20 protein-coding genes and 1 pseudogene are annotated in these 19,855 nt (G+C 64.7%); 11 read left to right on the forward strand and 10 right to left on the reverse strand.

Annotation, left to right across the window (positions count from 1 at the left end; all coding sequences use genetic code 11):
- The first annotated feature begins 7 nt into the window (after positions 1-7).
- From LB556_RS05095 to LB556_RS05115, 5 genes are all read left to right on the forward strand, one after another.
- Entirely contained in the window at positions 8-493 is a 486-nt protein-coding gene (locus LB556_RS05095; protein ID WP_263485092.1) for a MaoC family dehydratase, read from the forward strand.
- Positions 490-1,524, forward strand: coding sequence for a phosphotransferase (locus LB556_RS05100; RefSeq protein WP_224564734.1), 1,035 nt, complete (start codon positions 490-492; stop codon positions 1,522-1,524). The genes LB556_RS05095 and LB556_RS05100 overlap by 4 nt, the downstream gene beginning before the upstream one ends.
- Before the next feature lie 11 nt (positions 1,525-1,535).
- Positions 1,536-2,312: an SDR family NAD(P)-dependent oxidoreductase gene (locus LB556_RS05105; RefSeq protein ID WP_224564736.1), complete on the forward strand. Its 777-nt coding sequence runs from the start codon at positions 1,536-1,538 to the stop codon at positions 2,310-2,312.
- A 92-nt stretch (positions 2,313-2,404) separates the two neighbouring features.
- Positions 2,405-3,049, forward strand: coding sequence for a TetR/AcrR family transcriptional regulator (locus LB556_RS05110; RefSeq protein ID WP_224564739.1), 645 nt, complete (start codon positions 2,405-2,407; stop codon positions 3,047-3,049).
- 188 nt (positions 3,050-3,237) lie between these two features.
- Positions 3,238-3,486 carry a DUF680 domain-containing protein gene (locus tag LB556_RS05115; RefSeq protein ID WP_224564741.1) on the forward strand — a complete coding sequence of 83 codons (249 nt, stop codon included), beginning with the start codon at positions 3,238-3,240 and terminating at the stop codon, positions 3,484-3,486.
- Between the two features lie 47 nt (positions 3,487-3,533).
- On the opposite strand, the gene LB556_RS05120 is transcribed toward LB556_RS05115, so the two are convergent.
- From LB556_RS05120 to LB556_RS05155, 8 genes are all read right to left on the reverse strand, one after another.
- Positions 3,534-4,583, reverse strand: a complete 1,050-nt coding sequence (locus tag LB556_RS05120; RefSeq protein ID WP_224564743.1) for a Gfo/Idh/MocA family protein — start codon at positions 4,581-4,583, stop codon at positions 3,534-3,536.
- 13 nt (positions 4,584-4,596) lie between these two features.
- Positions 4,597-5,382: a ThuA domain-containing protein gene (locus LB556_RS05125; RefSeq protein ID WP_224564746.1), complete on the reverse strand. Its 786-nt coding sequence runs from the start codon at positions 5,380-5,382 to the stop codon at positions 4,597-4,599.
- A 74-nt stretch (positions 5,383-5,456) separates the two neighbouring features.
- Positions 5,457-5,681 (reverse strand): hypothetical protein, encoded by a 225-nt coding sequence (locus LB556_RS05130; RefSeq protein WP_224564748.1) that lies wholly within the window; start codon positions 5,679-5,681, stop codon positions 5,457-5,459.
- A 59-nt stretch (positions 5,682-5,740) separates the two neighbouring features.
- On the reverse strand, positions 5,741-6,322 hold the full coding sequence (locus LB556_RS05135) for a sarcosine oxidase subunit gamma (protein ID WP_224564750.1): 582 nt from the start codon (positions 6,320-6,322) through the stop codon (positions 5,741-5,743).
- Positions 6,315-9,308 (reverse strand): sarcosine oxidase subunit alpha, encoded by a 2,994-nt coding sequence (locus LB556_RS05140; RefSeq protein WP_224564752.1) that lies wholly within the window; start codon positions 9,306-9,308, stop codon positions 6,315-6,317. Before LB556_RS05140 ends, LB556_RS05135 begins: the two co-directional genes overlap by 8 nt.
- Complete coding sequence (locus tag LB556_RS05145; RefSeq protein WP_224564754.1) at positions 9,305-9,616, reverse strand: sarcosine oxidase subunit delta; 312 nt, start codon at positions 9,614-9,616, stop codon at positions 9,305-9,307. Before LB556_RS05145 ends, LB556_RS05140 begins: the two co-directional genes overlap by 4 nt.
- An 11-nt stretch (positions 9,617-9,627) precedes the next feature.
- A complete protein-coding gene (locus LB556_RS05150) occupies positions 9,628-10,050 on the reverse strand; it encodes a hypothetical protein (RefSeq protein WP_224564756.1) in 423 nt (140 codons plus the stop codon).
- Positions 10,050-11,303, reverse strand: a complete 1,254-nt coding sequence (locus tag LB556_RS05155) for a sarcosine oxidase subunit beta (RefSeq protein ID WP_224564758.1) — start codon at positions 11,301-11,303, stop codon at positions 10,050-10,052. Before LB556_RS05155 ends, LB556_RS05150 begins: the two co-directional genes overlap by 1 nt.
- Positions 11,304-11,589: 286 nt before the next feature.
- Here LB556_RS05155 and LB556_RS05160 point away from each other — a divergent pair, with 286 nt between their 5' ends.
- The 6 genes and pseudogenes from LB556_RS05160 to LB556_RS05185 all read left to right on the forward strand — a co-directional run bounded on the left by LB556_RS05160 (position 11,590) and on the right by LB556_RS05185 (position 16,353).
- Complete coding sequence (locus LB556_RS05160) at positions 11,590-11,976, forward strand: SET domain-containing protein (protein WP_224564760.1); 387 nt, start codon at positions 11,590-11,592, stop codon at positions 11,974-11,976.
- 175 nt (positions 11,977-12,151) lie between these two features.
- Positions 12,152-12,418, forward strand: a complete 267-nt coding sequence (gene rpsU / locus LB556_RS05165) for a 30S ribosomal protein S21 (protein ID WP_224564762.1) — start codon at positions 12,152-12,154, stop codon at positions 12,416-12,418.
- Between the two features lie 191 nt (positions 12,419-12,609).
- Complete coding sequence (locus LB556_RS05170; protein ID WP_224564764.1) at positions 12,610-13,452, forward strand: tetratricopeptide repeat protein; 843 nt, start codon at positions 12,610-12,612, stop codon at positions 13,450-13,452.
- Positions 13,453-13,670: 218 nt separating this feature from the next.
- Positions 13,671-14,147: pseudogene (locus LB556_RS05175) on the forward strand (DUF992 domain-containing protein).
- A gap of 90 nt (positions 14,148-14,237) precedes the next feature.
- Positions 14,238-14,720, forward strand: coding sequence for a DUF992 domain-containing protein (locus LB556_RS05180; RefSeq protein WP_224564766.1), 483 nt, complete (start codon positions 14,238-14,240; stop codon positions 14,718-14,720).
- Positions 14,721-14,916: 196 nt separating this feature from the next.
- A complete protein-coding gene (locus tag LB556_RS05185) occupies positions 14,917-16,353 on the forward strand; it encodes an MFS transporter (protein WP_224564768.1) in 1,437 nt (478 codons plus the stop codon).
- A 24-nt stretch (positions 16,354-16,377) separates the two neighbouring features.
- On the opposite strand, the gene LB556_RS05190 is transcribed toward LB556_RS05185, so the two are convergent.
- Both LB556_RS05190 and LB556_RS05195 read right to left on the reverse strand, forming a co-directional pair.
- Positions 16,378-17,067 carry a response regulator transcription factor gene (locus LB556_RS05190; RefSeq protein ID WP_224564770.1) on the reverse strand — a complete coding sequence of 230 codons (690 nt, stop codon included), beginning with the start codon at positions 17,065-17,067 and terminating at the stop codon, positions 16,378-16,380.
- On the reverse strand, positions 17,064-19,799 hold the full coding sequence (locus LB556_RS05195) for a sensor histidine kinase (protein WP_224564772.1): 2,736 nt from the start codon (positions 19,797-19,799) through the stop codon (positions 17,064-17,066). The genes LB556_RS05190 and LB556_RS05195 overlap by 4 nt, the downstream gene beginning before the upstream one ends.
- Between the last annotated feature and the right edge of the window lie 56 nt (positions 19,800-19,855).

Below are 19,855 nucleotides of genomic sequence, written 5' to 3' on the forward strand. Positions count from 1 at the left end.
GGAGGACATGAGCGTGGAACCGATCAGTCTCGATGTGCTTCTGGCCAGTGTCGGCAAGGAGGTCGGCGTCTCGCCCTGGCGCGTGGTCACACAGCGCATGATCGACCAGTTCGCCGACGCCACCGACGACCACCAGTTCATCCACTGCGATCCGGAGCGGGCCAAGCGCGAAACGCCGTTCGGCGGTACCATCGCGCATGGTTTCCTGTCGCTGTCACTGTTGTCGGCGATGACGTTCGAGACCATGCCGCCGCTGGAAAACGGCAAGATGGGTGTCAACCATGGCTTCGACTCGCTGCGCTTCCTGGCGCCGGTGAAGACCGGCGCGCGCATCCGCACCCGTTTCGTGCTGGCAGACGTCAAGGTCAGGCCATCGGGCTGGGTGCAGACCGCCCATGACGTGACCATCGAGATCGAAGGTTCGAAGAAACCGGCGCTCACCGCCCGCTGGCTGACGCTGACCCTGATCGAACGCCTGCCCGAGACCGCATGAGCGACGCCAACGCGCTCGACCAGGCGGCGCTCGCGCCTTACCTCGAGGCGCACATCCCGGGCTTTTCCGGGCTCGCGGCAATCGACAAATTCAAATCCGGACAGTCCAACCCGACCTACCTTCTGACGGCGGCAAGCGGCCGTTACGTGTTGCGCGCCAAGCCACCGGGCCAACTCCTGAAGTCGGCGCACCAGGTCGATCGCGAATTCCGCGTGATGAAGGCGCTCGCCGGCACTGCCGTGCCCGTGCCCGAAATGCTGCATCTGTCGGCCGAGGATTCGCCCATCGGCCGCATGTTCTACGTGATGGACTTCCTCGAGGGCCGCATCTTCTGGGATCCGGCGCTGCCCGAGGCGCGTGGCGATGACGAGCGTGCCGCGATCTACGATGCCATGAACGCCACGCTTGCCGCCCTGCACGATGTCGACGTCGAGGCCGTGGGTCTTGGCGATTTCGGCCGCGCCGGCAATTACTTCGAACGGCAGCTGGCACGCTGGGCCAGCCAGTACCGCGCCTCCGAAACCAGCGCGATCGCCGACATGGACCGGCTGATTGCCTGGCTGGAAACGCATCTGCCCGCAGATGATGGCCTGATCTCGCTGGTGCATGGCGACTACCGGCTGGACAATCTGATCTTCGCACCGGGCCAGCCAAAGGTGCTGGCGGTGCTCGACTGGGAACTGTCGACATTGGGCCACCCCTTCGCCGACATCGCCTATCAATGCATGCAATGGCGCCTGCCGCATTCTTCCGGCTTTCGCGGCCTGGGCGGCATCGATCGCTCGGCACTCGGCCTGCCTGGCGAGGAGGAGTATGTCGCCGCCTATTGCCGAAGGCGTGGCCTGGATGGCATCGACAACTGGACGTTCTTCCTCGCTTTCTCTTTCTTCCGGCTGGCTGCTATCTGCCAGGGTGTCTACAAGCGGTCGCTCGACGGCAATGCTTCCAATCCGGAGAAGGCCAGGACCTACGGCGAGGCGGTGAAATTGCTCTCGCACCTCGCCGCCAAATTGATCGACAAGCAGACGTGAAGGGGGACGTGATGGGTCGCTTCGACGGCGCAATAGTGCTGATCACGGGCGCGGCCGGCGGGCTCGGACGAGGTGCCGCGAGAGGCTTTGCCGCCGAAGGCGCGCGGCTGGTCCTGTCTGACATCGACGAGATGGCGCTGACTGATCTTGCCACCGCGCTGCAGACCGAAACAGCCATTCTTGCGGGCAATATAGCGGAAGAAAAACTGTCGGAGGACCTGGTCAGTCTGGCGGTCGAAAAATTTGGCGGGCTGGATGTCGCCATCAACAATGCCGGCATCGTCCAGAGTTTCGTGCGCTTGCCGCACGTTCCGTCGGACGAAGCCCGCCGGGTGCTCGAGGTCGACCTGCTCGGCGTCTTCTACGCCATGAAGCACCAGATCCCGCAGATGGAACGGCAGTTCAAGGCGACCGGTAAGGGCGGCGCGATCGTCAACATCGCCTCGGCCGCCGGCCTTTCGGGCGCGCCGAAGCTTTCGGTCTACGCCGCGGCCAAGCATGGCGTCGTCGGCCTGACCCGCTCGGCGGCGGTCGAATATGCCAGCAAGGGCCTGCGCATCAATGCCATCTGCCCCGCCCATACCAGGACGGCGATGGTGGACAGCTTCGTGCGCGGCTCCGGCGCGCCGGAAGCCGAGGCCCTGGCCGAACTGACCCGTGGCGTACCGATGAAGCGCGTGGCCGAAGTCGACGAAATCACCACCGCCATCCTGTTCGCCGCCGACCCGGCCAACTCGTTCATGACCGGCCATGCGCTCGCCGTCGATGGCGGCGTCGGCGCCATCTGACGCCTGCCGCCTGGGAACCAGCCGGCGCCCTTGTTCGTTTTCGTACAGCGTATATAATTTAGCCAGGCACCAACCAGATAAGGGCAACGGACTTGCCGCTGAGCGTCCAGAAACGCCGCGAGAAACAAAAGGCCGAACTGCGCTCGGAACTCGTCGAGGCCGCGCACAAGCTCGTCCAGGAAGAAGGCTATGACGGCCTGACCATCCGCAAGCTGGCCAAGCGGGTCGGCTATGCGCCGATGTCGGTCTATTCCTACTTCGCCGACAAGCAGGACATCCTGTTCGCGCTGGCCGAGGACGCGTTCGAAACGCTCGCCCGGCGCATCGAGGAGCACCCGTCCGACGATCCGATCGAGGCCTTGCAGGCGGTGATGACCGAATATGCCGCCTTCGGGCTCGGCAACCCCAACGAATACCGCACCGTCTTCATGACCGAAAAGACCAAACTGCCGGAGGGCAGGAGCCACGAAGACATGGAGGAAAGCAACCCGGCGATGAAAGTGCTGATCAACAGGGTCGAGGCCTGTGTCGCCGCCGGCAAGTTGCATGGCGATCCGCGCGCCATCGCCACCATGCTGTGGGCGGTCGGCCATGGCACGATCTCGCTGTTGATCACCTTCCCCTTCTACCCGTTCGGCGACCCGCAGGCATTCGTCAAACGCATGTGCGACTTCACCCTTGCCACGCTCAGCACGCAGGATGTGCCGCCGCTGACCGAAACGCCGGTCAACTGCTGAGCGCCGGCCTCCTTCGTTCTCCCAATTTCCTCGTCGTCCTTCGGTGCCAAACCGGAGGCGAATTTCACGGTTAACAAAATCTTTCGTACGTGTACGATTTTCCCTTGAATTTCGCGATCGGCGGGCGTATTTGTACGACGTAACGTACATGTACGGAATGAGTTCACCGTCGAAAACGGAGACTGACAATGAAAAAGACACTTCTCACCCTCGCCGCCGTGCTGGCCCTTTCGGGCTCGGCTTTTGCCGCCGGCACCGCTCACCCGGTCAAGCACCCGGTTGCCGCGGCCTGCGTCGACACCAAGACCAATGTGAAGCTCGATTGCGCATCGACCGGCTCGGTCGACAAGAAGGCTTCCACGCAAGCCGCGACCGACAGCAAGGGCCCGCGGCTTGGCATCACGGTGAACCCGTGGATCATGCCGAGCGCCTACTGAGACCCTTCGGAATATCGGTCCTGGCCGGCTCAGCCGGCCAGTTGTATTCAGGAGACCGCGACCGGCAGCTTGGTCGCCGAGCTCTCGAAGGCCGCGTCGATCAGCTTTTGCATGTCGGCGGCGCGGCGGAATGACGGATCGCCGTTCTCTCCCGTGTCGAGCGCATCGGCAAAGCGCCGGGCGTTGCGCTTGACCTCGGGCGGCGACAGCATCCGCCAGCGCTGCTGGTCGACATCCTCGCCAAGGCAGGCGGACAGGCTCGATATCTTGCCGTCGGTCTCGACCTTGATGGCGCCCTTGGTGCCATGCAGGGCCAGCGACAGATCGTTGCCGTGGCCTGTCGTGTAACGGCTGGCCATGATCGTGGCCAGCGCCCCGGATTTGAGCCGCGCCGTCATCGCCATGCTGTCATTGGCGTCGAGCACATAGTCGCCGATGCGGTCGCCCTCTGCCTTCGGGAACGTCACCAGATCGGCATGCAGGCTGACGACATCCTGGGCCGCGCCATAGCTGGCGAAGTCCAGTATGTGAATGCCGACATCGCCCAGGACACCGGTCGAACCGTGCCGGCTCGACAGGCGCCACAGCCATTTGTCCTCGACCCGCCAGTCGCCCCATGACTTGCTGACCAGCCAGCTCTGCCGGTAGCTCGCCTCGACATGGCGCAGTTCGCCGATTTCGCCGGCCTGCACCATGCGCCGGGCCTCGTGGATCACCGGCGAGTTGCGATAAGTGAGGTTGACCATGTTGACGAGCCCGGCCGCTTCGGCGGCTTCGGCCATGGCAAGCGCGTCGGCATGGTTCGGCGCCAGCGGCTTCTCGCAGAACACATGTTTCCCGGCGGCAAGCAGGGCCAGCGTCGTCGCCTTGTGGACGCCGTCCGGCGTCGCGTTGATGGCGGCATCGAACTCACCCCAGGCGATCGCCGCTTCGAGACTTTCGAAGAAATGACCTATCTTGTTGGCGGCGGCGAACGCCGCCGCGCGGCCGGGCAGGTGGTCGACGCAGGCGACGATGCCGCAACCGGGAACCTGACCGAACTCCGCGATATGATGCCCGGCGATCCAGCCGGTGCCGAGCAGAAGCAGGCGATGCATCAGCGAGACCCCATCATTTCAGGCCCTTGTCGCCGTCGGCGTGCAGGCGCAGGCCTTTCTGGACGATCTTCTCCCTGGCCTTGTCCACCGGTACGTTCGGCGCATTGGTGATGCCGGACCAAGCGGGTGAGGGATTGTGCGCCCAATGCACCGCGTTGCGCAGCACCTGCTGCACGCCCTCATTGTGATAAATCGGATAGGTCTCGTGGCCCGGCGAGAAATAAAAGATCCTGCCGGCGCCGCGCTGGTAGGTCAGCCCCGACCGGAAGACCTCGCCGCCCTCGTACCAGGAGATGAACACCGTCTCCAGCGGCTCCGGCACCGCGAACGGCTCGCCATACATTTCCGTCTCGCCGATCTCCAGGCACTCGCCGATGCCTTGCGCGATCGGGTGGCCGCGGTTGATCGCCCAGACACGCTCGCGCTCGCCCGCCTCGCGCCATTTCAGCGAACAGGGCGTGCCCATCAGCCGCTTGAATATCTTCGAGTAATGGCCGGAATGAAGCACGATCAGCCCCATGCCCTCCCAGACCCGCTTCTGCACGCGCTCGACGATCTCGTCCTTGACCTCGCCATGCGCCGCATGCCCCCACCATAGCAGCACGTCGGTGGCCGCCAGACGCGTCTCGCTCAGGCCGTGTTCGGGTTCTTGCAAGGTGGCGGTGGTCGCTTCGATCTCCTTGTCTTCGTTGAGCGCGGCGGCAATCGTGCCATGCATGCCCAGCGGATAGAGGTCGCGCACGGCGGCATTGGTCTGTTCATGGACGTTCTCGCCCCAGACGACGGCTTTCACAGGCATTTTCCTCTCCAAAGCGCTTTGAGTACCGCATCCGCCGAGGCGTTGGGAAGATGGCTTCAGCCAAATTTCTGAAATCAGGGCTTGCGGGTCTTGCGGCCGGGCACTGTCTTGGTCTTGTCGGGCTTCCCCGGTGCACCAGGAATGGACGAGCCCGTAATCGACACAGGGTCGCTGGCCGGGAACGTGTCCTCGAGGCCTTCCTCAAGTTCCTCTTCAGCGTCGGCTTCGTGATGCCGCTCATGTTCAAGCGAGCGGACCGCCGCGGTTTTCGGCGACTTCGGCGTGGACTTTGCAGGCATCGGCATTTCTCCCTCGACCTGTCGCCGCACAACGGACGCGAGCGGCAAACGTTCCGGGGTCAGCCAGCGGCGTCGCGGGCTCCCTCGGACAGGAAAGTAAAGACATAGTCCGAGAAGGAACGCCAGCACTCGACCCTGAAGGCCTCGTCGGCCGTGCGCAACAACACGATCTCGGCCTTGCCCAGGACGGTGCGCGAAGCGGCGCCTACCGGAAAGGCTTCGAGCGACAGATCCTGCGGGCAGCCCGAATTGATCGCGGCTTCCGCCGCCGGACCGACAACGGATATCGCGATGTTGCGATGCGAGATACCGACCGACGAGTGCAAGGCGGAAACCCCCGCGCAATCGGCGAGCGGATTCTTGCCGGCCTCGTCGATGACAAGCCATTCGTCCGGCCCGAGCCACAGCGCCGTACGTCCACCTTTCGACGCCGAGGTTTTCGGCGTCTTCGGCAAGGTCAGGCCGAGCGCCTTCGACAGCGCGGCGACCGAAGCTTCCGGCGCGCGCAGCGAGATGCGCTCAGCTGGCGGCAGCACCTCGACCTTGACACCCGTCGCGGAGGCGGTGCGCCCGGCCAATGCCGGACGCCGCTCGGCCGAGGACGTAGCCGTGGCGACCGTCTTTGCAGCAGCCTTAGCCATTGAGGCGCCCTCCCGTCTCATCGAAGAACACCATGCCGGTAACCTCCACTTCGATCACTCCGTCCGGCATCGGCACGAAGAGCGTATCGCCCATCCGGTCACGCCCGCCAGCGACCAGCGCCAATGCGATCGAACGGCCGCAATTCTGCGACCAATAGCTCGAGGTGACGTGGCCGATCATCTTCATCGGAATCGCCTGCTTCGGATCCTCGACGATCTGCGCGCCTTCTTCCAGCACCACCTTGGCGTCCTTGGTCTTGAGGCCGACCAGTTGCTTGCGGCCCTTGGCCACCAGATCCGGCCGCGTCAGGCCGCGAATGCCGACGAAGTCGGTTTTCTTCTTGCCGACCGCCCAGTCGAGACCTGCATCGTTCGGCGTGACCGTACCGTCCGTATCCTGGCCGACGATGATGTAGCCCTTCTCGGCGCGCAGCACGTGCATCGCCTCGGTGCCGTAAGCGGTGGCACCGTGCTTCTGGCCCTCGGCCCACAGCGCTTCCCAGACCGCCTGGCCGTAGTCGGCCGGTACATTGACCTCGAAACCGCGCTCGCCAGTGAAGGACATGCGGAACAGCCGTGTCGGCACGCCGCAGATTTTTCCCTCGCGCACCGACATGTGCGGCAGCGCCTCATCCGACATGTCGATGCCTTCGACGAGCGGCGCGATGATGTCGCGTGACTTCGGCCCTTGCACGGCGATGACCGCCCATTGCTCGGTGATCGAGGTCAGCCAGACATTGAGATGCGGGAATTCGGTCTGGAGATAATCCTCCATGTGGTTCATGACGCGCGGCGCGCCGCCGGTTGTCGTCGTCACGTGGAAGCGGTCCGGCGCCAGCCTGCCGACGACGCCGTCATCATAGATAAAGCCGTCCTCGCGCAGCATGATGCCGTAGCGGCAACGGCCGGGCTCGAGCTTTTCCCACGGATTTGTGTAGAGCAGTTCCATGAACCTGGCCGCATCCGGCCCGACCACTTCGATCTTGCCGAGCGTCGAGGCATCGAACAGGCCCGCCTGGCTGCGGACCCCAACGCATTCGCGGTCGACCGCCGCATGCATGTCCTCGCCCGCCTTGGGGAAATACCAGGCGCGCTTCCACTGGCCGACATCCTCGAACACCGCGCCTTGCGCCGCGGCCCAGGGATGGATCGCGGTCTTGCGTGTCGGATCGAACAGCGGGCCGCGCGCATGGCTGATGATGGCGCCGAAGGTGACAGGCGTGTAAGGCGCGCGGAACGTGGTCAGGCCGACCTCGGGGATCGGTTTGCCCAGGGTTTCGGCCGCGATCGCCAGACCATGCATGTTGGATGTCTTGCCCTGGTCGGTCGCCATGCCATTGGTGGTGAAGCGCTTGACGTGCTCGATCGAGCGCATGCCCTCATGCACGGCCTGGCGGATGTCCTTTGCGGTGACGTCGTTCTGGAAATCGACGAAGGCCTTGACCGTCGTATCCGGTCCGGCGCCGGGCGCGGCGCCCAGCATGCCGCGCGACCAGCTCTCCGAAGCGTCCACCTTCGGCTTCACACCCTTGGCGGCTTTCGCGCCGGCATCCTTGGCCGCCTTGGCGCCCGCCGCATAGGCCTCGTCGACCGTCGCCGACAGGCCGTCGGTGCCGTTGCAGGCGCCGACCGAGACGCAGTCCTGCGCGTAGGCGCCGGGCACGAAGCGCTTGGTCTCGTCGTTGAAGGCGACCTTGCCGCGCGACTGCGAGAACAGATGCACCGACGGCGTCCAGCCGGCCGACATCAGGATCGCATCGACCGCGATCGTGCGTTCGCCGCCGCCATTTTTCGGCTGCACCGTCATCGACGATACCCGCAATTTGCCGCCGGCGCGGATCACGGCACGGCCAAAATTGATCTCGATGCCGAGAGCCCTCGCCTCGTCGACCACCGGGCCGCTCGGGTTGTCGCGCAGATCGACGATCGCCGCCACGTTGACGCCGGCCTTCTTCAGGTCGATCGCGGCACCGTAAGCCGAGTCATTGGCCGTGTAGACGCCGACATTCCGTCCGACCGCGACACCATAGTGATTGAGGAAGGTGCGCGCCGCGCCCGCCAGCATGACGCCCGGCCGGTCATTGTTGGCGAACACCATGTGGCGCTCGATGGCGCCGGAGGCCAGCACCACGCGCCTGGCACGCACCTGCCAGAGCCGCTCGCGCGGCAGGTCGTGGCCGGGGGCCTTCAAGTGATCGCTGACGCGCTCGACCAGGCCGACGAAATTCTGTGCGTAATAGCCGAACGCCGTGGTGCGCGGCAGCACGCGGACATTGTCCATCGCGCTCAGCCGGGCGATCGCCGCTTGCGCCCAGGCAAAGCCGTCCTGGCCGTCGATCCTGGCGCCAGACTCGAAGCGCAGGCTGCCGCCGAATTCGGCCTGCTCGTCGGCGAGGATGACGCGAACGCCGGTCTCGGCCGCCGCCAATGCCGCCGTAATGCCGGCCGCGCCGCCACCCAGCACCAGAACGTCGCAATGCGCGTAGCGCGACGAATAATGGTCGGGGTCCGGCCTCTCGGGGGAAACGCCAAGGCCGGCGGCTTCGCGGATCTTCGGTTCGTAGAGGCTCTTCCAGGCCGCCTTCGGCCACATGAACGTCTTGTAGTAGAAGCCGGCCGAAAACAGCGGTGACGCCAGGTCGTTGACCGCGCCGACGTCGAAGGACAGCGATGGCCAGCGGTTCTGCGAGTTGGCGGCAAGCCCGTCATAGAGTTCCTGGACGGTCGCGCGCACGTTCGGCGTCTTGCGCGCGTCATCACGCACAATCTGCACCAGGGCGTTGGGCTCTTCCGCGCCGGCCGACAGGATGCCGCGCGGGCGGTGGTACTTGAACGAGCGGCCGACCAGATGGACGCCATTGGCCAGAAGCGCCGAAGCCAGCGTGTCGCCCTCGATGCCGGTATAGGACTGGCCGTCGAAGCTGAAGCGCGCTGTCTTGGCCTGGCTCAGGCGTCCGGCGCCGGGAATGCGCAACGCGCCGCTCATTTGGCAACCACTTCGTTGGAGTTTTTGGGCAGCTTGGAAGGTTTCGGCTCGCCGGCCTTGTAGGTCATGACGAACTTGTCGGTCACGGTATCGCGCACCGCGTTGAAAAAGCGGGCGCAGCCGTGGATATGCCGCCAGCGCTCATAGATGATGCCCTTGGGATTGGAGCGGATGAAGAAGAACTTCTCGAAGTCGTCGTCGCTCTCGCCTGCCATGTTGGCCGAGCGCGCGATGTGCGCCTCGCCGGCATTGCGGAACTCGAGTTCCGGGCGCTCTTCCTCGCAATAGGGGCAGCGGATGAGAAGCATCGTGTTTGATCCTACAATTCGCCGTGGCCGACGCGAGCGCCGGCGGGTTGGTCGCAAAGTTTCTGGCCCATGGTCATGAACGGAGCGACGAGCCGCATCCGCTCCTCGACGCTTGCCGAGGCACGAAACAGGTCGCGATTGGCCATGTTGCCCAGCGTTAATTGCATCGGGTCCGTCGTGACGATGACGCCGCGCGGCTTGAACGTCTCGTCCTCTTCAAGGCCCTTCGGCCTGCCTTCAAAGAACATCACCACTTTCTGCCCTGCACTCCAGACGCAGGCCAGCGTCCCCTCGTCGATCGAAAATGGCCAGCCGGCCTCGTTGCCGGCGCGGTTGATCGGCTGCAGCCGCACCTCTTCCGGCGTCGGGAAATGGAACATGCCTTGTTCACCGGCCAGCATCAGCGGCATCGCGACAGCCATCTGCGCCATCATCAGTGCGCCACCGCCGCCGCCGCTGCCTCGTCGATGAGGCGGCCGGTGCGGAAGCGCTCGATGGTGAAGGGTGCGTTGATCGGGTGCGGATCGTCCTTGGCGATGGTGTGGGCAAAGACATGGCCCGAGCCCGGCGTGGCCTTGAAGCCGCCCGTGCCCCAGCCGCAATTGACGTAGAGGCCCGGCACCGGCGTCTTGGCCAGGATTGGCGATCTGTCCGGCGTCACATCGACGATGCCGCCCCACGAACGCAGCATCTTCATGCGCGTGAAGATCGGGAACATCTCGCAGATGGCGTCGAGCGTATGCTGAAGAATGTGCAGCCCGCCGGTCTGCGAATACGAAACATACTGGTCGGTGCCGGCGCCGATCACCAGTTCGCCCTTGTCGGACTGCGAGATATAGGCGTGCACCGTGTTCGACATCACAACGCAAGGCACGACCGGCTTGATCGGCTCCGACACCAGCGCCTGCAGCGGATAGCTTTCCAGCGGCATGCGCACGCCGGCCATGTTCATGATGACGGAGGAATGGCCGGCGGCGACGACGCCTACCTTCTTGGAGCCGATGAAACCGCGTGTCGTGTCGACGCCGGTGACGGCGCCATTGGCCGCCCGTTTGACGCCGGTGACTTCGCAGTTCTGGATGATGTGGACGCCCCGCGCCGAAGCGCCGCGCGCATAGCCCCAGGCGACCGCATCATGGCGCGCCGTGCCACCACGGCGCTGCAAGGCGGCGCCGACGACCGGATAGCGCGCATCTTTCGAGGTGTTGAGCGGCGGACAGAATTCCTTCGCCTGCTCCGGCGTCAGCCACTCATTGTCGATGCCGTTCAGCCGGTTGGCATGGACATGGCGTTTCAGCACCTGGACGTCGTGCACATTGTGCGCCAGCATCATGACGCCGCGCGCCGAATACATGACGTTGTAGTTGAGCTCCTGGCTCAGCCCGTCCCACAGTTTCAGCGCGTGGTCGTAAATGCCGGCGCTCTCGTCATAGAGATAGTTGGAACGGATGATGGTGGTGTTGCGGCCGGTGTTGCCGCCGCCCAGCCAGCCCTTTTCCAGCACGGCGACATTGGTGATGCCGTGCACCGTGGCGAGATAATAGGCGGTCGCCAGCCCGTGGCCGCCGGCGCCGACGATGATGACGTCGTATTCCTTCTTGGGCTCAGGCGAGGACCACTGCTCCTCCCAGCCCTTGTGGCCGCGCATGGCCTCGCGGGCGATGGCGAATACCGAATATTTCTTCAACGTCCCAGCCTCGCGCCAACAGGTCTCGCGGATTGCAGCCGGGCATTCCTTCAGCCCAGCGAGCGAGGTGTATCACTAGCGAAACGACGCTGCCACCCTTGCGCTGTTTGCGACGGCGCTTGCCGTTTTGCGCCGCGGCGTTCACGACTGGCGGGATGTCAATCACCGGACGTGATCCACCGAGCTGATCGCAACCATGCTCGTCAGCCGAAATCTCCGGGCGCAGCCTTGCATTCCGGTTCGATTTGACGATTTTGGTTTCCCGTCGAAAAAACGGACCGGAACCATGATGCTGATCCGAACCTATGTCGCCCAGAGCGCAATCGAAGGCGTTGGCATGTTCGCCGCCGAGCCCATCCGGAAAGGCGCCTCGATCTGGCGCCTCGACCCGGATTTTGACCGGCTGATCCCGATGGACAAATATCGGACGGCGCCGCAGCCGCTGAAGGATTTGCTCGACCGTTACGCCTATCCAAGCCCGGACAAGCCCGGGTTCATGGTCTACGAGGTCGACAATGGCCGCTTCATGAACCATTCGGCGACGCCGAACACCGATTTCTCGCAATATGGCGGCGCGATCGCGACCCGCGATATCGCCGTCGGCGAGGAGATCACCTGCGATTACGGCGAGTTCTTCGAGGATTTCGAGCGGCTGCACCTGGCCACGGCGTAACGGGCGTCCTATATCCAGGTCACCGTGGCAATTTGGCTGTCGCCCGTCATTTCGACTGTGGACAGCGAGGCTTGATTCTGCTATCAGCCGCCACAATTCGTGGTGTCGAGCGCCGCGGAGGCTTGTGGCTATGCTACTTGCCTGTTGATATCAAACCCGAAAGACAGGATTGCCCGTGCAGGTACTCGTCCGCGACAATAACGTTGATCAGGCGCTTCGCGCGCTGAAGAAAAAGATGCAGCGCGAAGGCATTTTCCGCGAAATGAAGATGCGCGGCCACTACGAGAAGCCTTCCGAGAAGCGCGCCCGTGAAAAGGCCGAAGCCGTTCGCCGCGCCCGCAAACTGGCCCGCAAGCGCGCACAGCGCGAAGGCCTGCTGCCGATGACCCCGCGTCCGGTTGCTGCTGGCGGTGCCGCCGGTGCAGCGCGTCCGTCGCGCTGATTATCGCCAATATTTCGTCCTTTTCGAAGGGTATCAGGGTGGCGCGATGCGGAATCGCCGCCACCCTTTTGTTTAGAGCGACATGCGGCCACTTCGGTGCGCCAAGCGCGTTCTGGCAGTTATGACATTGTGACCCGGCCCGGAGGGGGGAACCGGACCTGAACGACGGCGCAAGTGAGGACAGGGCAGACATGAACGCAACGAGCGTGGAGCGCGGGACCGCATTGCGTGGTTTCGCCCTGACAGCGGCCCTGCTTTCCGGCCTGGTGCTTGCCGGCTGCCAGACATCGGGTCCGGCCGGCGAGTTCAACAACATCGACAAGGCGCAAGGGTCGAGCGAGAACATCTCCTCGCTGTCGGCGGTCATCCAGCGCAATCCGCAGGACCCTGAAGGCTACAATGTCCGCGGCTCGGCCTATGGCCGCGGCGGCCAGTACCAGGCGGCGCTCAAGGACTTCAACCAGGCCATCCAGCTCAATCCGAACTTCTACCAGGCCTATTCGAACCGGGCCCTCATCCAGCGCTTTCTCGGCAACCAGGAAGCCGCGCTCGCCGACTACAACCGCTCGATCCAGATCAACGGCAATTATGATGCCGCCTACATCGGCCGCGGCAACCTCTACCGCAAGGCCGGCCGCACCCAGGATGCCTTCAACGACTTCCAGAAGGCGATCCAGCTCGACACCACGGACGCCCGCGCCTACCACAATCGCGGCCTGATCTATCAGAGCCAGGGCCAGCACAAATTCGCCATCGAGGATTTCTCGACCGCCATCTCGCTGGCGCCCGACGCCGCCGAGCCCTACAACGGACGTGGCCTCTCCTATCTGGCGACGGGCGACGAGGACAATGCCTTCTCCGACTTCAACATGGCCATCAAGCTCGACGGCCAGAACGCCGAGGCCTGGGCCAACCAGGCGCTGATCTACGAGCGGCGCGGCGACAAGGCAAAGGCCGCGAAATCCTATCGCGAAGCCGTGCGCCTGAACCCCAACTACCAGCCGGCCAAGGACGGCCTCGCCCGCGTCAGCTGACATCGTTTTCGCTGAGATCGGCTGGCGGAGCCAACCAGCACCTGGGGTTGTCCGCGTGTCCAAAGGAGACGCGCGGCTGAAGATCGCCACCAATCCGGCAACCCTGTGTTAACCCCCGCCGCAAGCCGTCAACCCTTGCCTTGTTCGCGCCAAGGTTTCGGCGGAACGGTCGCGTCACTCGAGACGTTTACCGAAGACTGATGCGAAAGGACCCTCCCATGATCAAGAAACTCGTCTGCGCCGCCGCTCTTGCAACGACCGTCTTCGCTGCCGCCCCGGCCAACGCCGGCAGGTTGCAGCTCGGCACGCTCGACTGCACCATCGATGGCGGCACCGGCTACATCGTGACCTCTAACAAGGGCGTGTCCTGCGTCTTCCGGCCCCATCATCACGGACCGTCTGAAATTTACACCGGCGTCATATCCAAGCTTGGCGTCGATCTCGGCCGGACGCACCAGGGCCAGCTGATCTAGGCGGTTTTTGCCGCGACGCGCGACCGCGACGCGGGCGACCTTGCCGGCAGCTACTACGGCGTCAACGCCGAGGCGAGCGTCGTCACCGGCGGCGGCGCCAACCTGCTGGTCGGCGGCTTCGACAGCGCCTTCATGCTGGAGCCGCTCAGCGTCCAGGCGCAGACCGGCGTCAACCTCGCCGTGGCGGTGACTTCGCTGGAGTTGATCCACTCGCTGAAATAAGCGGTTTGGAGCCTCGGCTCCCAGGCCCTACACTCCGCGGCGCGGAACCGGATAAGATGGTTCCGCGCCGTTTGAATTTGGGGGGACACCATGCCGAGGACAGCCATCGCCGCTGCCATGATCGCAACCACGCTTGCCGGCACGGCAGAAGCACAAGATCAGGGCATCGAGCTCGGCACGCTCGAATGCGCCATATCCGGCGGCACCGGCTTCATCTTCGGTTCGAGCAAGGATCTGAGCTGCACCTTCACCTCCGCCGACAAGACCTTCGCGCCCGAAGCCTATTTCGGCGCCGTCAACAAATACGGCCTCGATATCGGCACGACCAAGCAGGCGGTGATGCGCTGGCTGGTGCTGACGCCGCTGAAGAACATCTACGCGCCGGGCGCACTGGCGGGTGACTATATCGGCGCCAGCGCCGAAGTGACCGCCGCCGTCGGCGCCGGCGCCAATCTCCTTGTTGGCGGCACCTCGCAGGCCTTCACCCTGCAGCCGCTCAGCCTGCAGACACAGACCGGCATCAATCTCGCCATCGGTGTCAGCCAGTTCCAGTTGCGTAGCATCGAGAATTGATTGCAAGCGGCCCATCCAGGACGACACTGGCCCAAACATCTCGGAAAAAGCCGCTTGAACTCAACTGAGGTTGAGGTTCTACAAACCCGCCCCGAGCAAGGCCGCGTCTCACCGCGGCGCGCATGGTCCTGCCGGAAGCCTCGCGCTGGCTTCTGGTGCCGTGCGGCTGCATCGAGATATGCAAGCAGGGATGGACATGACTGAAATCAGCACAAACAGGGTCGACTGGCGGGCATTATGGGCAAGCGGCGATCTGGCGCGCTTCTGCTTCATCAGCCTCGGCATCCTGCTTCACGCCACCAATGAGACCATGGTTGCCACGGTGATGCCGGCAATGGTCGGCGAACTGGCCGGCGTTCAGCTGGTCGGCTGGTCGCTGGCGATCTACGAACTCGGCGCCATTGTCGCCGGCGCCGCGGCCGGACGGTTGGTGAGCTACGTGGCGCTGCGCACCAACATGGTGGTCGCGGCCCTGCTCTACGCCGCCGGGGCGCTGATCTGCGCCACCTCGCCTTCCATGCAATTGTTCCTGGCCGGCCGGCTGATCGAGGGTCTTGGCGGCGGTGCGCTGGTGTCGCTGGCCTTCGTCTCGGTCGAGCGGCTGTTCTCGCGTGCCATCTGGCCGCAGCTTTTCGGCATCATGTCGGCGATCTGGGGCGTCGCGGCGTTCAGCGGTCCACTGCTCGGCGCGATCATGACCGAACTCCTGTCATGGCGCTGGGCCTTCGGCGTCTTCACCCTCGGCGGCGCCGCCATGGCGCTGGCAAGCTTCCTCGTGCTCGACACGCCGGAGGCGACAAGACCCAGCACGAGCGCCGGCAAGGCGCCGCCCTTCCCGTTCATGGCGCTCGGCTGCCTTGCCATTGCCGTGGTGCTGATTGCCTCGGCCGGCGTCGATATCGCCCTGTTGCGTTCCTCGCTGCTGATCGTGTTCGGGCTGGCGGGCCTCGCGCTGTTCTTCCACGTCGACGCGCTGAGGCCGCGCTCCCGGCTTTTCCCGGCGCGGCTGTTCTCGTGGCGCACGCCAGTGGGCGCCGGCATGACCATGGTCGCGGCCTTTTCCATCGCGACCTGCTCCTTCGGTGTCTACGGGCCGCTGCTGCTCACCAGCCTCCACGACATTCCGCTCCTGACGTCAGGCTACATCATCGCCGCCGAGTCGATCGCCTGGTCGATCCTGTCGATCCTCGTGGCCAACGCGCCGCCGCGGCGAGAAAGGCTGATCATAGTCTGCGGCGCATTGATGATCGCGGCCGGTATCGCCGGCTTCGCCTACACGATACCGCTGGGCTCGATCCCGTTGATCCTGCTCTGCGCCTTGCTGCAAGGCGGCGGTTTCGGCGTGGCCTGGCCGTTCCTGACGCGCGTCATCGTCGCCTCCGCGCCGGATGACGAGCAGACCATCGCATCGGCCGCGGTGCCGACCATGCAGCGCATCGGCTATGCCGTCGGCGCAGCCCTTGCCGGCATCGTCGCCAACGCCAGCGGTTTTTCGCAAGGGCTGAACCACGACGCGGCGGCCAATGTCGCAAGCTGGCTGTTCCTTGCCTTCGTGCCGCTCGGCATTCTCGGCTGTCTCGCCGCCTTGCGGACGTCGGCGGTTGCGAACCGGCCGCTCGGAGCCATCGTCTGACGCGGTTCTATCGAAGGAGCCGCGTCACTCGACACGCAGGCGGTAGCCGACGCCGGTCTCGGTGGTGATGTAGCGCGGCTGGTCGGGGGTCTTTTCGATCTTCTGCCTGAGTTGGCGCACATAGACCCTGAGGTACTGCACGTCGGTCGAATCGTCCCATATCTGCTTCAGGATGAAGTGGTGGGTGAGCACCTTGCCGGCATGCTGCACCAGGATGCGCAGTATGTCGTATTCCTTGGGCGAGAGCTTCACCTCCCTGTCCTCAACCTTGACGATGCGCTTGACCAGATCGACGCTGAGGTCGCCGCTCTGGAAAACGGGCTTTTCGCCCTGTTGCTGGAACTTGTGGCGCAGCGCCACGCGGATGCGCGCCACCAGTTCGTTCATGCCGAAGGGCTTGGTGACATAGTCGTCGGCACCGAGTTCGAGCGCACTGACGATGCCGGCCTCGTCGGTGCGGCTGGAGAGGATGACGACGGGAACGTCGACGCCCTCGTCACGCCATCGGCGCAAGAGGTCATGGCCGCCCATGCCGGGCAGGCCGAGATCGAGCAGCACCAAGTCGGGCTTCTCCTGTTGCATCAGGTCGATCGCCACCTTGGCGCTCGGCGCCTCGCTGATCGCGTAGCCCTGGCTGGCAAGGCCGACCCGCAGCAGCTTGCGGATCGGCGGCTCGTCATCGACAACCAGGATCCTGACGTTCGAATTGGTCATCGCGGCTGATCCTCGCCGGGCTCGTCGCCGCCGTTGCCGATACCGCGCGCTTCCGCCGGCACCGGCATCCTGATGACGAAAGCCGCACCGGGGCGATCGGTCCGGTTGGCGGCCATGATCGTGCCGCCCATCGCCTCGACGAAGCCACGGCAGATCGACAGGCCGAGCCCGGTGCCGGCGCGCACCTGATCGCCCTTGCGTACCCGGTAGAAGGTGTCGAACACGCGTTCCAGGTCCTGCGGCGGAATGCCCGGCCCCTCGTCCATGATCCGCACGACGACGGAGCCGTTGTCGGTCCATCCCTGGACGCGGATCGTCGAGCCGGGCGGCGAATATTTCGAGGCATTGTCGAGAAGGTTGAACAGGACCTGCTCGAACAGCACGGCATCGAGCCTCAGCATCGGCAGGTCGGACGGAATATCGACCTCGACCTTGTGCTCGCTGGTGATCTTGCGGGCGCGGTTGAGCGCCGTGCCGACGATATCGCCGACATAATGGAGCGCATGGTTCGGCTCCATCGCGCCGGATTCGATCTTGGTCATGTCGAGCAGGTTGGCGATGAAGCGGTTCAGCCGCTCCGATTCGTCGATCACCGTCGACAGCAGCTCCGCCCTGTCCTGCTCGGGGAGATCAGGGGCGAATTCCTTGAGCGTGCCGGCCGCCCCCATGATGGCCGAGAGCGGCGTTTTCAGGTCATGCGAGATCGAGGTCAGCAAAGCCGAGCGCAGCCGGTCGGCTTCGGCCGCGAGCTTGGCGCGGTCGACGTCCGCGACCAGTTGGACGCGCTCGATCGCCACCGCCGCCTGGTCGGCCAGCGCGTCGAGCAGCCGCTGTTGCTCAGGCGTCAAAAGCGGACCCTGCTTGTCATTGTCGAGGCCGACGACGCCGATGGCCGTGCGTCCTGTGCGCAAGGGAAGATAGAGACGCTTGGCCCCGGGAAGCGTGTCGGCACCGCGTCCCGCGGCGCGGTTGTGCTCCCAGGCCCAGCGCGCGGCGGCGATGTCGGCCTCGGCCAGGGTGTCGTCGGGCGGATACCCGGCCTTGACCGTGATCGTGCCTTCTTCCGGCAGCAACAGAACCACGCGCAGCTTCAGCATCGACGCGATCTGGAAGGCGGTGGCCCAGAGAACATCGTCCAGCGTGCCGGCGCCAGCGAGCTTCTTGGAGAACAGGTAGATGTCTTCGGTGGCCCGGACCCGCGAACGGGCAGCGACCGCCTGACGCTGCACGCGCGCCGTCAGGTTGCTGGCGATGACGGCGACGACCAGGAACACGCCAAGCGCTACAATGCTCTCTGGATCCCGGATCGTCAGCGTGTGGCGCGGCTCCAGGAAGAAATAGTTGAAGGCAAAGGCGCTGACGACGCAGGCGTACAGGGCCGGCCAGAGACCACCGTTGACGGCGGACGTCAGTACCCCGATGAGGAAGATGATGGCGAGGTTGCGAACGTCGAGAAACTGGTCGAGCAGGGCGGCGAAAGCGAGCGAGCCGGCAACGAAAACCGTGGCCTTGAGATAGGGCCGGATCTGGAATTGCCATTGCTCGTCGGCCGCTTTGACGCTTCTCGAATTTGCGTCGGTCTCCCGCTCGGTTCCCGAAATGACATGGACGCTGATATCGCCGGCATTGCGGATCAGGTCATAGGTGAGCGATCCCTCGATCAATTCGCGCCAGCGCGACCGGGTCGGCCTGCCGACCACGATATGCGTGAAGTTGTTCGCCGTCGCATGGCGGACAATATCCTGCGCGACGTTCTGGCCGGGAATGGTCGTCACTTCGGCGCCGAGCTGCTCGGCAAGGCGCAGGAGCGTGGCTAGCCGGTCTTTCTCGTCCTCGGACATGCCGGCCGAGCGAGGCGTGTCGACATGAAGCGCCGTCCATGGCGCGCGAAGCCGGTCGGCCAGCCTGCGTGCGTAGCGAATGCGGGCTGCGCCGCCCTGACGCGCATCGACGCAGACGAGCACCCTTTCGCCCGCCGCCCACGGACCCTGGATGGCGTGCGACTGCATGTGATTGAGCAACTGCTCGTCGACGCGTTGGGCGGTACGGCGCAGCGCCAGTTCCCGCAGCGCCGTCAAATTGCCCGGCGAAAAATAGTTCTCGACGGCACGCTGCGCCGTGTGGGGGAAATAGACCTTCCCCTCCTCCAGCCGCTTGATCAGGTCGTCGGTCGTCAGATCGATGACTTCGACATCGTCGGCCTGGTCGATGATGGAATCGGGCACCGTCTCGCGCACCCTGACGCGGGTGATCTGGGCGACGACGTCGTTCAGGCTTTCGACATGTTGGATGTTGAGCGTCGTATAGACGTCGATGCCTCGCGCCAGGATTTCCTGGACGTCGAGGTAGCGCTTTGGGTGGCGGCTGCCGGGCGCGTTGGTGTGGGCGAGTTCGTCGACCAGCACCAGCGCCGGACGCCGGGCAAGGATGGCGTCGATGTCCATCTCGCCAAGTTCACGCCCTTTGTAGTCGACCTTGCGGCGAGCAATGACTTCATAGCCTTCGACCAGGGCCTGGGTTTCCTTGCGGCCATGCGTCTCGACGACGCCGATCACCACGTCGACGCCGTCGGCCAGCCTGGCACGGCCCGACATCAGCATCTCGTAGGTCTTGCCGACACCTGGCGCCGCGCCCAGGAATATGCGCAGCCGGCCGCGCCCTTCCCGCTCGGCATGCTCCAGCAGCGCATCGGGGGATGGTCTGTTTTCGACGTTGCTTCTGTCGTCCGGCATCGGGTCCGATCATGAATGGCGCCGGGGACCGTGTCGATCCCCGGTGCCGGCCATCA

The organism is Mesorhizobium sp. ES1-4 (assembly GCF_020164745.1).
Classification (GTDB): domain Bacteria; phylum Pseudomonadota; class Alphaproteobacteria; order Rhizobiales; family Rhizobiaceae; genus Mesorhizobium.